Source organism: Amycolatopsis sp. NPDC051758, assembly GCF_044453095.1.
In the GTDB taxonomy this organism is placed as follows: Bacteria; Actinomycetota; Actinomycetes; order Mycobacteriales; family Pseudonocardiaceae; genus Amycolatopsis.
Genome location: NZ_JBITCJ010000002.1, coordinates 606,600 through 620,233, shown reverse-complemented (window position 1 = coordinate 620,233; position 13,634 = coordinate 606,600). Strand labels below are relative to the sequence as shown.

Here is a 13,634-nt window from a genome sequence, read left to right as displayed (position 1 = left end):
CGTCATGATGATCGAGCGCGCTGAACAGCTGGCCGCGCTCGCCGCGGCGGTCGCCCGCGTCCGCGCGGGCGAAGGTGAATTGGTCGTCGTCCGCGGCGGGCTCGGCACGGGCCGGTCGGCCCTCCTCCACGCGGCGGGTGAAGAGGCGGCGGCCCGCGGCCTGCGGGTCGTCCGGACCGTGGCGACCCCTTCGGAGCGCGACGTCGAGCACGGTGTCGTCCGGCTGCTGCTGGACCCGCTGCTGGAGTCCGGCCGGCGGGGTGAGCTGCCCGCCGAAGTGCGGCTGGACCGCGACTTCCCGCCGCCACCCCCGTGCGGGCGCCGCGCGCACCTCGTGCTGCACGAGCTGCTGGGCCTGTTCACCAAGGTGGTGCACAACAGCGGCCCGGTGGCGCTGCTCGTGGACGACCTGCAATGGGCGGACGCGGCGTCGCTGCGCTGGCTCGCCTACCTCGCGAACCGGCTGGGGCGGATGCGGGTCCTCGTTGTGGCGACCCTGCTGGAAGGGGACAGTGGCGCGGGCGAAGTCGTCGTCGAGGACATCGTCCACGCGGCGGCGCGGCGGGTGCACGCCACGCCGCTGTCGACCGCGGGGGTGCACGCCTACCTCGCCGCCCGCTGCGGCGAACCGCCCGAGGACACGTTCGCCACGACCTGCCACAGCCGGACCGGCGGCCTGCCGATGCTGCTCGAAGCGCTCGTCAACACGATGCTCGGGCACGGCCTGCGCCCGGTCGCGTCCGCGGCCGCCGAGCTGGCTGCGCTCAGGCCGTCCCCGGCCGCGGCCCGGTTGTCGAGGTGCCTGCGTGCCCAGCCGGACGCGGTCGGCACGGTGGCCAAGGCGATGGCGGCGCTCGGGGAGGCGACCGAGGCGGAGGTGATCGCCGAGGTGGCCGGGCTCGACCTGCCGGACTTCGACGCCGTCGAGCGCACGCTGCGGCAGCTCGGGCTCGTCGAGGACCCGACCGGCAGCGGGCTGCTGCGGTTCGCCGGGGCGATGACCGGGGACCTGATCGCCGACCAGCTGACCGCGGACGAGCAGGACCGGCTGCACCTGCGCGCGGCGAACGTCTACTACCGCCACGGCCGCCCGGTGGAGCAGGTCGGGCGGCAGCTGCTGGCGACCGTCGCCGAGCCCGAGCCGTGGGCGGCCGAGGTGCTGCGGACCGCGGCCGGCGCCGCGCTGGCCAACGCCGCGCCCCGCGCCGCGGCCCAGTACCTCCGGCACGCGCTGGCGCACCCCGGCGCCGACCGCGCGGAGCTGCTGGTCGACCTCGCCGCCGTCGAACGCGGTTACGACCTGCCGGCCGCGCACCGGCACCTGCACCAGGCGCTGGGGTTGGTGTGCGACCCGGCGGACCGCGCGTTTGCGCTCGGCCTGCTGCCGGTGGTGACCGGGCCGCGGTTCGGCCCGGACGTCCGCCGGCTCAGGCGAACGCTCGAGGAGCTGCAGGCGGAGCCGGGGCCGGACGCGGCGGAGGCGGCGCTGCGGCTGGAGGCGCGCCTGCGGTACCTGGAACGGACCCAGCCCGGGTCCGGGAAGGCGGCGGCCGAGCGGTTGGCCGAGCTGGGGCCGTCGCCCGCGCAGGGTTCGTCGGCCCAGCGGGAGCTGGTGGCGGTGCTGCTGCACCTGATGACCGTCGCCGGCACCGCGCCCCGCGAGGTCGTCGCGGACCTGGCGCGGCAGGTGCTGGAACGCGAACCCGGCTCCCCGAACCAGATGTACACGACGCTGCCGCTCGTGGTGCTGGTGCTGGCCGCGGCGGACGCGCTCGAAGGTGTCGAGTCGTGGCTCGCCGCGGCTTGCGGTCCCGACGAGAACCCGGAGCTGGCGACGCTGGTCGCCTGGACCGGGCAGGCGCTGGCCGCGTACGCCGCGGGACGCCTCGGGGTGGCGCGCGACCGGGCGCTGGCCGCGCTCACCGCGGCCGGGCCCAGCCGGCTCGGCATCACGTCGACGGCGATGCGCGTGCTGACCGAGATCGCCGTCGAGCAACGGGATCCGGCGCTGGCCCGGCTGGTCGTCGAGCACTGCGAGCCGGAGCACGAGCCGTGGTTGAAGTCGTTGGCCCACGGCGGCCTCGCGTTGACCGAAGGCAACCACACGGCGGCGATCGAGTACTTCCTGGACTGCTCGCACCAGGTCGAGCGGTCCGGCCGGGCCAACAGCGTGCTGCTGCCGGTGCGCGGCAAGATCGCTCTGCTGCTGGCCGCGACCGACCAGCCGGAGCGCGCCGAGGCGATCGCGCGCGAAGAGGTCGACCGGGCGGTCGCCTGGGGCGCCCCGGTGATGGTCGGCCGCGCCCTGCGGATCCGGGCCACACTCGTCGACCGCGACGAAGAGGCCGTGCCGTTGTTGCGCGAGGCGGCGGAGGTGCTGGCCCGCTCGGCGGACCGCCTGGAGCTGGCCCGCGTCCTGCTGACGCTCGGCGAGCGCGACACCGGCCCCGACGCGCGCGAGCACCTGGAGGAGGGCCGCCGCCTGGCCACGGAGTGCGGCGCGACCTGGCTGATCCGCGCCGCCGCGGAGCCGGCCGAGCCTGCCGACGGCGGCCCGCTGACGGCGACCGAGCAGCGGGTGGTGGACCTGGCGGTGTCGGGCAGCCGCAACCGGGACATCGCGGAGCTGCTGCAGGTGACGGTGCGTGCGGTGGAGAAGCACCTGACCAGCTCGTACCGGAAGCTGGGGATTTCGGGGCGGGCCCAGTTGGCTGCGGCGATGCGGGGGCATCGGGCGGGTTGACGGCCGGGGCACGGGTCGGCGGTGAGCTCGATGGGCTGGGCCGACCTCGGCTGGCTGCCGCGATCGGGGCACCAGTTCGCGGCTGGATTTCGATCGCAGGGCTGCCGGTCCTGGGCGGCGGTTCACCGCCAGAACCTCGTGGCGTGCGGTGAGCTCGATGACTCGAGTCGCGCGCAGCCCGGCTGCCGCAATGCCGGGCGCGGGCGAGCGGCGCCCACCGCCCGGCGCCGCCCCGTAGTCAACCTCCGTCCACAGTAGATACCGGACAACGGCGCACACTTCACCGCACTGGTCCCGAAAAATTGACAGGGTTACCTGTTCAGTTTACCCTGTATATATGAGCCCCAAGACAGTTTCCCCTGCTGCAGTCACCGCGGCGCAGGCCTTGCGTGTCGTAGTGGGGCGGCTGCGGCGGCAGATGCAGGACGCGTCCGCCGTCGGTGAGCTGACCTCCGCGCAGGCATCGGCGCTGGCCCGCCTGGCGATGAGTGAGCCGTCCTCGACGAGCCTGCTCGCCGGGGCGGAGCGGGTTCGGCCGCAGTCGATGGCGGCGACCGTGGCCGCTCTGGAAAAGCTGGGCTTCGTCCGGCGTGAGGCCGACCCCGATGACGGCCGCCGCCAGCTCCTCTTCCTCACTCCCGCCGGCCGGACGTACGGGCAGGGGGCCCGCGCCTCGCGGCACGAATGGCTGGCCCGGACCCTCGCGCAGCGGCTCACCGAGCCCGAGCTGGCCGTGGTCAACGAAGCGCTGGTCCTGCTCGAACGCGTCGTGGAGTCGTGAAGAACGCTGTTCGGCGCAAGGACGGCTTCGACCGGAAACTGCTCGCCCCGCTGATTTCGGGCGCCGTGCTGAACCCGGTCAACTCGACGATCATCGCCGTTGCGCTGGTGCCGATCGGCGTGGCGTTCGGCGAACCCGCGTCGGCGACGGCGTGGCTGATCTCCTCGCTGTACCTGGCCACCGCCGTCGGGCAGCCGGTGGCCGGCCGGCTGATCGATCGGTACGGCCCGCGCCGGGTCTTCTTGCCCGCCACCGCGCTGGTCGGGGTGGCCGGCGTGATCGGCACCCTCGCACCGAATCTTGCGGTCCTCGTTGTCGCGCGCGTCGTACTCGGGTTCGGCACCTGCGCCGGTTATCCGGCGGCGATGCGGATGATCCGTGACGAGAGTGAGCGGACCGGCGAGGACAGTCCCGCGTTCGTGCTCACCGTGCTCGCGATCTCGACCCAGACCATCTCCGTGATCGGCCCGGCGCTGGGCGGCCTGCTGATCGGCGCCGGCGGCTGGCGGACGACGTTCGCCCTCAACATCCCGCTGGCGCTGTTCGCCTTCGTCCTCGGCGCGCGCCGGTTCGCCCAGCGCCCCAAGGAAACCGGGCCCAACCGCTCCTTCGACCTCGACCTGCCCGGGATGGTGCTGTTCGCCGCCGCGCTCGTTGCATTGCTGCTGTTCCTGATGCATCCCGGTGCGGGGGACTGGTACCTGCTCGTCGTCACGGCCGTCGCGGCGGTGGGCTTCACCGTTCGCGAGCTCACCCACGCCCACCCGTTCATCAACCTGCGGCTCCTCGGCCGCAACGGCCCGCTGCTGGTCACCTACGGCCGCGCGCTGCTGGCGTACGTCGTGTCCTACAGCGTCGTTTACGGCTACACCCAATGGCTCGAGCACGGCCGTGGCCTGTCCGCCGGCGAGGCCGGGCTCGCCACCTTGCCGCTGTTCGCGGCCGGGATCGTCGTGTCGCTCGTCAGCGGACGGCGCGAAGCGGTGCGCGGCAAGCTCGTCATCGCTGCAGTAGGGCAGCTCGTCGGCTGTGTCCTGCTGCTGACACTGGACTCCTCGGCCGCGGTCTGGCTGCTGATCGTCGTCGCGGTCGTGTTCGGGATCCCGCAAGGACTCAACAGCCTCGCCCTGCAGAACTCCGTCTACCGCCAGGCCGATCCCGCCGACACCGGCGCGTCGGCCGGGCTGCTGCGCACCTTCGGCTACCTCGGCGCGATCATCTCGTCCGCCCTGCAAGGCGCGTTCTACGGCCAGGCCGCCGACACCGGCGGCCTGCACCACCTCGCGCTGCTGCTCATCGGCATCGGCGCGGTCTTCCTGCTCATCACCCTGCTCGACCGATCGCTGAAGGAACAGAACCATGCCTGACGCCACGACCACCGCCCTGCTCGTGCTGGACTACCAGGACGGGATCGTCGGGCAGCTGCCCGACACCGGTCCGCTGCTCGACCGGGTTTCCACCGCCGTCAAGCACTTTCGCAGCCGCGGCGGGCACGTCGGCTGGGTCCGGGTCGCCTTCGAAGACGCGGATTTCGAAGCCATTCCCGAGACCAGCTTCTTCGGCGGGCTCGTCGCGTCCGCGGAAATGCGGTCGGCGATGCACGCCGACGCCCCCGGCACCCGGATCCACGCCGGTCTCGATCGCCGTCCCGAGGACGTCCAGGTCCGCAAGACCCGCGTCGGCGCCTTCACCACCACGGACCTCGACGAGCAGCTGCGCTCGCGGGGTGTCACCACGCTCGTCCTGGCCGGGATCAGCACCAGCGGTGTGGTGCTGTCCACCGTGCGCGAGGCGATGGACCGCGACTACCGGATCGTCGTCCTGCGCGACGCCTGCGCCGACCGCGAAGCCGAGACCCACGATTTCCTCACCCGGCAGCTGTTTCCCCGGAGTGCGCTCGTGACGGACGTGGCGGACCTCGACGCCGTCTGGGCCTGACTCAGGCCGGGATCGCCGCGGCGCCGAGGCGGCCCTGCAGCCAGGCGGCCGCCAGCTCCACCCGGGAATGGCAGCCCGTGCGCTCGAACAACGACGTCAGCCGGGCCTCGACGCGCTTTTCGCTGATCCGCAACGCCGCCGCGATCTGGCGGTTCGTGCGGCCGCTCGCGACCAGGTCGGCGATGCGGCGCTCCAGCGGGTCGAGCGCGGCGCGGTCGGTGCGGTCGCGGGGGACGGTGATCCGGCGGCGGTCCAGCAGCTCCGCCACCGGGACCATCGCGGCCGTCGCCCCCAGCCGCTTGAGCGTCCGGTGCGCTTCGAGCAGCCACGGCGCCGGCACCGGGCTCAGCTCGCCGAGCACGACGCACGCCTCGGCGACCCGGAAGACGTCGCCGGCGCGGCGGGCCAGGTCGAGGCCGGCGCGCACCGCCACCGGGTCCTCGCGCACCAGACCGCCGTACACCAGCAGCGTTTCCCGCGCCGACAGCGTGGGGTGGTGCTCGGCCAGGTCTTCGAGCTCGGCCAGCAGCCGGTCGGTGCCGGTGCGGTCCTCGACCGAGCGGGCACACCGCAGCAGCCGGGCCAGCAGGAACTCCGCGCCCGCGTGGACTCCCTGTCCCCGGCAGGCGACGTACTCCTGCCAGCCCAGCTCCACGGCCTCGCCAGGGTGGCCGGCGGACCGGCGCAGCGTGCAGCGGACCCAGGCGACGTACGCGGCCGCGACGGCGGGGAAGGGGACGCGGCGCAGCCACGCCGCGGCGCGGTCCGGTTCCCCGCGCTGCGCGCAGATCTCGGCAGCGAACACACTTGCGAACCGGTGCCGGCGCGGCGATTCCCACCACAGGCGGCCGCCTTCCACCGCACGGGCCAGTGACAGCGCGGTGTCCCAGTCGCCGGTGCGGTAGGCCTCGCGGACCGCGTGCCAGCCGGCCGTGAACCCGGTGGACGGCGCGCGGTACCGGCCGGGCAGCTGGCTCTCGAGCACACCAGGGAAGTCGAGGAGGTCGGCGGCCTCGGACACCTCGTCGGCCGCCGTGCCGGGCAGGCACGCGAACAGGACGGCGGCGCCGAGGTCGAACAGGTCGTCGTCGGCGCCGGCCAGGTCCTGGGCCGCGGCGGCCGCCGCCGTGCGGTCGGCCCGGCGGACCGCGCCGACCAGCCGGGTGGCCGCGGGGCCGAGCGCATCGGCCAGCGGCCGGACGACGTCGAGCTCGAGCAGCCGGTGTTCGTGGGCCAGCGCGGCCAGCCAGCACACCAGCGCGGTCTTCGCTTCTCCGCCCGCGAGTCCGCGGCCGGTCAGCCGCGGCGCGACGACGGTGGCGAGGTCGTCGGCGAGCAGGCCGTACACGCCGGTTGCGAAGCTGTCGGCGAGCAGCGACCGCAGGGCGGCCGGGAACCGTTCGTCGGCCGGGTCGAGCCGCCGCAAGGCGGTCACGCGGTAACGGCGCGCGGAGTCGCCCGAAGCGGCAGCCGCCCCGTCCAGCAGCACGTGGGCCGCTTCGGTGTCCAATGTGGACGGCGGGAGTTCGGCCAGGTGCCGGGCGATCGCGGCCGGCTCGAGGGCGGCCCCGGCGTGCCGCTGCGCCAGCAGGTGCCGGGCGATCCCGCCGTGCAGGGCCCGCCGCCAGCGCGCGTCCCGCTCCAGCCGCAGCCGGTCGGCCAGTGCGGGCACGGCGAACTCGACCGCGCCGTCCGCGCCGATCCGCAGGACGTCCGCCCGGACCAGCTCGTCCAGCACCCGGCCGGCGACCGGCAGGGACAGCCCGGCCGAGGCGGCCAGCCCGGTCAGGTGGTCGACCGCCGGGGTGCAGTGCTCACCGAGCACCGCGACCACGGCGGCCAGCTTCCGCGCGGTCCGGCCGAGCCGGTGCAGCCGCTGCGGCAGCGAGTGGTTCTCGGGCAGCAGGATGGGAAGCCCGGCGCCGGTCAGGCAGACGTGGTCGTCGACGACCACGAGGCGGCCGCGGGCCCGCAGCTCGGCGACCGTCGCGCGGACCGTGCCGGGATTGCCGAACAGCGGGCCGAGCGCGGTGCCCAGGGCGGCGACGAGCCCGGGGTCGCTGGCCCGGCGCCCGTCGGGGGTCGTCCAGTCCGGCAGGAGCGCGGTGGTTTCGGCGCCGGTCAGCGGCCGCAGGTCGATGGTGCCGTCGGCGACGGCGAGCAGCCGGCCGGCCGGCTCGCCGCCCTGCGCCGGTGTGGTCGCGACGGTGACGGTCCCGGCCGCGCGGGCGCCTTCGGCGACCAGCGCCAGCACCGCGGCGACGTCCGGCGGCAGCAGATCGAAGTCGTCGAACTGCAGCACGATCCGGCTGTACGGGGCGAGCGTGCCGAGGATCGTGACGAGGTCGTGGGCCACCGGCAGCGGGCGCGGCCCGGCGCCGGAGTCGAGCCGGCTGCGCAGCCACGCCACCGCGGTCAGCATGCTGACCAGCTCGGGCCGGTCGAGCGACGTGATCAGCTCGACCAGTTCGGTGGTCAGCCGGACCAGCGCGGTGTGCGGGGCGGCGCCGGCGGGCACCGCCAGCACCGCGGCGCCGGACCGGCGGCCGCGCTGGGCCATGGCCGACAACGCCGTGCTGCGCCCGGCTCCGGCCGGCCCGCGCACCAGCCACACCGCACCCGGACCGGTGAGCACACGATCGAGCGCGGCGAGCGCGTCGCCCGGCCCGGCGTCCGTGACCGCCGTGACTCCCATGTTCCTCCTCGACCGGCCCGGCGCCGGCGGCAACGGCGCGAACGGGCAGCGGTTCATCCCCCTCGTTCGAGCGTGCTGCGGGTTGTCCGGTTCGTCCAGCGGGGCCGCGGTGCCCGGTCACCTTCAGGCATCGTTGTTGCCCCGGCACACCCGGTCGACCGATCGAGAGCGCGCGGTGACTGGCGGTAGCTGGTCCACTGGACGGTATGGGCGCTGGGAAGGGGGCGCGGGCGGACGCCCGGGCCGAGGAGGTCGGCTTCCTCCGGGACGACGCGTGGCTGGGCACCACGCCGCTCACGGTCCTCGCGGGTGAACCGGGCAGCGGACGCAGCACGGTGCTCGACCGGCTCGCCGGGGAGCTCACCGGCTCGGCGACCGTGGTGGTGCTGCGGCTGGCCGAGCTCGACCGCGAACTGCCGTTCGGCGTGGTGTTCCGGCTGCTCAGCGCCCTGGAGTCGAGCCGGTCGGACGACGAGCCGTCCGCGCAGCCGGTGCTGTCGCTGCTCTCCCGGGTGAGCGCGGCGCCGGGATGGCGCCCGGAGACCGCCGCCATGGTCGCAACCGCGGTGTTCCCGGTCCTGCGCGCGCGAAGCCCGCTGGTGGTGCTGGTCGACGACGCCCAGTGGCTGGACGAGGGCACCGCGGGCCTGCTGGGGCCGTTGCTGCGCCAGTGTTCCGAGGAGACGCGGATCGGCGTGGTCGCCACCCTGCGGCTCGGTGCCGGTGCCGACGCCCCGGCTCGGGCGGCTTTCACCCGGCTGCGCGCCGAAGGCCGGGCGCGCCTGCGGCTGCTGCGGCCGCTTTCCCTGACGCAGTCCCGATCCCTGCTCGCCGGGCTGATCTCGGCGCGGCCGAGCGCAGGCCTGGTCGGCGAGCTGTACGCGGCGGGCCGCGGCAACCCGGCGGCGCTGACCGCGCTGGTCCGGGGCTACCGGTCCGCCGGGGCCATGCGGATCGTGGACCGCACCGCCTACCGCGCCGACTGGGTCGACCCGCCGGTCGCCACCGAGGCCCACCCGCTCCTGCGCGTCACGACCGACGCCGGTGACGAGGACCGGGAGGTGGCCGAGGCGATGGCGGTGCTCGCCCCGCTCGGCGAGTCCGCGGCCGGGCTCGCCGCGGCCGCGCTCGGCCGGGACGAGACCGCGGTCCGGGCAGCGGTCGAGGGGCTCGTCACCCGGCGCGTGCTGGTCCGGCACCGCGACGGCCGGTTGTGGTTCCGGGTGCCCGCCGTCCGCGACGGCCTGCTGTCGCGGCTCGGGCCCTACGCCTGGCGGAACCTGGCCGCGCACGCCGTCCACGCGGTGTGGGAAGGCGAGGTCCGGGTGCCGGACGACGACTTCCTGCTCGACCGGGTCGCCCAGGCGGGCGCGCTCGTCGACGCGCGGCGTGCCGCCACGGAACTGCTCGCCCACGGCCGGCGCGTGCTGCTCACCGACGGCGTCAAGGCCGAACGCTGGCTCAGCGCGGCGGTGGCGAGGGTGACCACCCCGGCGGAGCGGGCCGAGGCGCTGCTGCTGCTCAGCGGCGCCCGGGCACTGCACTACCGGCAGGCCGAGGCGGGGGACTGCGCACGTCGTGTGCTGCGTGACCACGTCGCGCACCTCGCGCCGCACCAGGCGCAGGAGCTGTCGATCGTGTTCATCACCGGGCTGACCGCGCGCGGGGAGTTCGGTGAGCTCGCCGAGATCGCCGCGGGTGCGTCGCCGGTGCTGCCGGCGGACCCGGCGCTGATGGTCGTCAACCAGGCGTTCGCGCTGATGATGTCCGGCCGCTGGATCGAGGCGTGCGAGCTGCTGGAGCAGCAGCGCGAAGTGTGGAGCGACAGCAACAGCGTCACCGCCGACTTCGCGATGATGTTCCTGGCCGGCGGCCGGGTGGTGCTCGGCGACTCGTCCCAGCTGTTCGAGCTCGTGGAGCACCCGGAGCGGTGGCGGTCGGGGCACCTGCCGAACCACTGGTTCGAGCAGCGCCGGTTCGAGCTGGACATGCTGCTGCAGCTGGGGGAGTACCAGCACGCGCTGCGGCGGATGGCGGACGCGGGCCTGACCGTCGAGCAGCTGTCCGGCCCGGACCGGTTCTACCTGAACTACCTCGGCGGTGACTGGCCGGAGGCGATGGAGCTCGCCCGCCGGACGCTGCTGGAGGGCACCGACCCGGCGCGCCCGATGCACAACATGATGATGGGCGGCGCGATCCGCATCCTCGGCGGGCAGGGCTGGCTCGCCCGGGCGCGGGCCCTGGCCGCCGACGGCCGCGGGATGCCGATGTCCCACGTCATCGACCACGCGGAGTTCACCGTGCTGCGCAAGCTCGGCGACGACGAGAACGCCGACGAGCTGCTGTTCGCCGCCGCCCGCAGCGCCGACCAGGCCGGTTACCTGCTCGGCACCGAGGACCTGTGGGCCGACCTGACCCGCTCGGCGCTGCTGCGCAAGAACCAGCGGGAGGCCGAGCACTGGGTGGACCGCTCGGCCCGCACGGCGATGCGCCTGGACACCGCCCGCGCCCACCTGTGCCACCACCTGGCCCGCGCGGCGGCGTACCGCGACCAGGCGGCGGCGCGGCGAGCGGTGGCGATCGCGCGCGAACGCCGCGACGTCCCGTACGAGACGGCGATGGCGTTCCTGTGGGCCGGTCTCGCCGGCTACGACACCGAGCGGCTGCTGAACGAGGCGTACGAGCTGTACGGCGAAGTGGGGGCGTGGTTCTGGCGGGCCCGGTTGCGGAAGGTGTTGCGCGACCTGGGGTTCGCGGGTCCGGGGCGGGCGGAGGCGGCAGCGGAGAACGAGCGGCTGCTGGCGATTCTGGTCGCGGAAGGGTTGAGCAACCGGCAGCTCGCAGTGGTGCTCGATACGAGCGAGAAGAGCGTCGAGGGGCGGCTGTCGAGGATGTTCGCCCGGATCGGGTACGGCTCGAGGGTCGAGCTGGCGGCGGCGATCCTGACGGGGGAGTACGTGTTCTGAGCGGAAGCCGGGCCTGGCGCGGTCTGTCTACTTCGGACTGTCCACCGGCTCGGGCTGGTCCAAGGGATTCTCGATCACCTTCGGCACCCGCCGCAGCGTTCGCAGCGCGACCACCGACAGCACCACCATCACCGCGGCGCTGCCGAGCATGCTCGTCCGGATCCCGCCCACGAAGGACTGCTCCGCCGCCAGGCGAACCGCGCTCGCCACCGGTTCCGGCAGGCCCGCCGCCACCGCCGCCGTCGCGCTGAACGACTCGTGGACCTGGGCCGCCAGCGCCGGGGGCACCCCCGCCGGGAGGGTCAGCTCCGCGTGGTACACCGCCGACAGCACACTGCCCACCACCGCGATGCCCAGCGAGCCACCGAGTTCGTACGCCGTCGCGGAGATCGCCGCGGCCGCGCCGGCCCGGTCGCGAGGGGCCGTGCCGAGGATCGTGTCGCCGGTGACCGTCAGCGTGAGGCCCGCCCCGGCGCCGAACGCCACCTGGGCGGCCAGCACCAGCGTGTACGGCGTGTCCGCCCCGACGGAGCCGAACAGGCCAAACCCGAGCGCCGCCAGGGCCAGCCCGCCGGACACCGTCGGCGCGCGGCCGAACCGGCGGACGAACTTGGCCGCCAGCACCCCGCCGGCCACGAGTGCGGCCAGCGCGCCCGGCACGAACGCCAGGCCCGAGCGCAGCGGGCTCCAGCCCAGCACGAGCTGGAAGTACTGGCTGCTGATCAGCGCGAACGCCGACATCGTGAACACCGACACCAGGTTCGAGCCGACCGACGCCGAGAACCCGCGCCGGCGGAACAGCTCCACGTCGATCAGCGGCACCTCCAGCCGCCGCTGGCGACGGAGGAACACGACCAGGCAACCGCCGCCGACCGCAAACGCACCGAGCACCTCCGGGTACCACAGCCCGGCGTAGAACGCGCCCTTCAGCCCGTACACCAGCGCGATCACCCCGACGATCGACAGCCCGACGCTGACCGCGTCGAGCTGCATCCGCCGTCCGCTGCGGGACTCCGGCACCAGCCGGGCGGCGAGCAGGATCAGCCCCGCGACCGGGACGTTGACGAGGAACACCGAGCCCCACCAGAAGTGGTCCAGCAGCACCCCGCCGACGATCGGGCCGATCGCGAACCCGGCTGCCGAGACCCCGGCCCCGGCGCCGACGGCCGCGGTCCGCGCCCGCTGGGTCGTGAACACCGCGCGCAGCAACGAAGACGTCGAAGGCAGCACGGCCGCGCCGGCCACCCCCAGCAGGGCCCGGGCGACGATGAGCAGCCCGGCGGTCGGGGCGTACGCGGCCAGCAGTGACCCCACGGCGAACGCGCTGACGCCGATGACCAGGATCCGCCGCCGGCCCAGCCGGTCACCGAGGTTGCCCATGGTCACCAGGAGCCCGCCCATCGCGAACCCGTAGACGTCGGCGATCCACAGCAGTTCCTCGGCGGACGCGCCGAGCTGGGTGGTCAGCGCGGGCACGGCCAGGTGCAGCACGGTCATGTCGATCGCGACCATCAGCTGCGCCAGGCAGGACACCAGGATCGTCGCGAGGTTGCGGACCCGGGTGCTCATGCCGCCACCGCCAGGCGCGGCCGCCGCCGCGGTTTCAGCACTTCGCGCAGGTCGGCGCGCAGCAGGGTGAACCGCCCGGTGAGCCCGGGCAGCCGGTGCAGCAGGTGGTCCGGACCGGCGACGAGGACCCGGCCGACGCCGAGCCGGGCGAACCGGTGGACCAGCTCGGGTAGCCGCACCGCGTTGACCGTCGACTCCAGCAGGAGTGACGCCGCCCCGTCGCCGGTCCGGACCGGCTCTCCGTCCTGATCGGACACGATCGGCAGGGCCGGGTCGGTGAACCCGAACCCGCCGAAGACTTCGGCCAGCTCGTCACGCAGCGGGCTCAGCGCCCGCGCGTGCGCCGCCGGCCGCATGGTGGTGAGCGCGTAGCCGCCGGCCGCGCGGACCCGCCGGACGAACTCGTCGAGCTCGCGCTCCCGCAACGTCACCAGGTGCACGTCGTCGTCGAACCGGCCGGACAGCTCGTGCCCGATCCCGTCGAGGATCTCCCCGAGCGCGGCTTCCGGTGTGCGGACGACGAACTGGCTCACCAGGTCCTGGTGCGCCCGCTCGAAGTACGCCCGCTCGCAGCGGGCGATCTGCGCGACCAGCCGGACGAGATCACCCAGCGGCAGGGCCCCGGCACGTACCACGGCGGCGCGTTCACCGAAGCTGGACCCGCCGACGGCGACCGGCGCCAGGCCGTGCTCCTGCTCGGCCCGCTCGGCCACGGCCAGCGAGGCGAGCACGAACCCGAGCTGGCTGTGCTCGGTGTACTCGTCGCCGTCGCGGGCGAGCGGGTCCAGCAGGGAATGGCCGAGCGCTTCCTCCGCCACCCCGAGCAGCTTCCGCGCCCGGGGGTCGACGACGAGGAACCGGCCCAGCTCCCCGGCCCGGGCCGGGCCCATGCCGGGGAAGAGGACGGCGTCCGCGGTGTTGTCCACTGTGTGCACCCAGTTT

General features: G+C 74.6%; 8 protein-coding genes. 5 read left to right on the top strand and 3 right to left on the bottom strand.

Translation table 11 applies throughout. The features are described 5' to 3' along the window. The first annotated feature begins 4 nt into the window (after positions 1–4). The 4 genes from ACIA5G_RS11890 to ACIA5G_RS11875 all read left to right on the top strand — a co-directional run bounded on the left by ACIA5G_RS11890 (position 5) and on the right by ACIA5G_RS11875 (position 5,462). Complete coding sequence (locus ACIA5G_RS11890) at positions 5–2,743, top strand: AAA family ATPase (protein WP_395922642.1); 2,739 nt, start codon at positions 5–7, stop codon at positions 2,741–2,743. Between the two features lie 337 nt (positions 2,744–3,080). Next, the gene (locus ACIA5G_RS11885) at positions 3,081–3,524 is read left to right on the top strand and encodes a MarR family winged helix-turn-helix transcriptional regulator (RefSeq protein ID WP_395922641.1); all 444 of its coding nucleotides are present in this window, start codon (positions 3,081–3,083) and stop codon (positions 3,522–3,524) included. Continuing rightward, on the top strand, positions 3,521–4,891 hold the full coding sequence (locus ACIA5G_RS11880) for an MFS transporter (protein WP_395922640.1): 1,371 nt from the start codon (positions 3,521–3,523) through the stop codon (positions 4,889–4,891). The genes ACIA5G_RS11885 and ACIA5G_RS11880 overlap by 4 nt, the downstream gene beginning before the upstream one ends. Next, complete coding sequence (locus ACIA5G_RS11875; protein WP_395922639.1) at positions 4,884–5,462, top strand: cysteine hydrolase; 579 nt, start codon at positions 4,884–4,886, stop codon at positions 5,460–5,462. The genes ACIA5G_RS11880 and ACIA5G_RS11875 overlap by 8 nt, the downstream gene beginning before the upstream one ends. Before the next feature lies 1 nt (position 5,463). On the opposite strand, the gene ACIA5G_RS11870 is transcribed toward ACIA5G_RS11875, so the two are convergent. Further along, positions 5,464–8,157 carry a LuxR C-terminal-related transcriptional regulator gene (locus ACIA5G_RS11870; protein WP_395922638.1) on the bottom strand — a complete coding sequence of 898 codons (2,694 nt, stop codon included), beginning with the start codon at positions 8,155–8,157 and terminating at the stop codon, positions 5,464–5,466. A 206-nt stretch (positions 8,158–8,363) separates the two neighbouring features. Between ACIA5G_RS11870 and ACIA5G_RS11865 the strand changes: the two genes are divergently transcribed. Beyond that, on the top strand, positions 8,364–11,123 hold the full coding sequence (locus tag ACIA5G_RS11865; protein WP_395922637.1) for an AAA family ATPase: 2,760 nt from the start codon (positions 8,364–8,366) through the stop codon (positions 11,121–11,123). A gap of 27 nt (positions 11,124–11,150) precedes the next feature. On the opposite strand, the gene ACIA5G_RS11860 is transcribed toward ACIA5G_RS11865, so the two are convergent. After that, positions 11,151–12,692 (bottom strand): MFS transporter, encoded by a 1,542-nt coding sequence (locus tag ACIA5G_RS11860; protein WP_395922635.1) that lies wholly within the window; start codon positions 12,690–12,692, stop codon positions 11,151–11,153. Beyond that, complete coding sequence (locus ACIA5G_RS11855; RefSeq protein ID WP_395922633.1) at positions 12,689–13,618, bottom strand: ACP S-malonyltransferase; 930 nt, start codon at positions 13,616–13,618, stop codon at positions 12,689–12,691. Before ACIA5G_RS11855 ends, ACIA5G_RS11860 begins: the two co-directional genes overlap by 4 nt. Positions 13,619–13,634: the final 16 nt, after the last annotated feature.

Coding starts and splice junctions, on each gene's coding strand:
- ACIA5G_RS11890 (WP_395922642.1), top strand. CDS start 5: ATGATGATCGAGCGCGCTGAACAGCTGGCCGCGCTCGCCGCGGCGGTC.
- ACIA5G_RS11885 (WP_395922641.1), top strand. CDS start 3,081: ATGAGCCCCAAGACAGTTTCCCCTGCTGCAGTCACCGCGGCGCAGGCC.
- ACIA5G_RS11875 (WP_395922639.1), top strand. CDS start 4,884: ATGCCTGACGCCACGACCACCGCCCTGCTCGTGCTGGACTACCAGGAC.
- ACIA5G_RS11870 (WP_395922638.1), bottom strand. CDS start 8,157: ATGGGAGTCACGGCGGTCACGGACGCCGGGCCGGGCGACGCGCTCGCC.
- ACIA5G_RS11865 (WP_395922637.1), top strand. CDS start 8,364: ATGGGCGCTGGGAAGGGGGCGCGGGCGGACGCCCGGGCCGAGGAGGTC.
- ACIA5G_RS11860 (WP_395922635.1), bottom strand. CDS start 12,692: ATGAGCACCCGGGTCCGCAACCTCGCGACGATCCTGGTGTCCTGCCTG.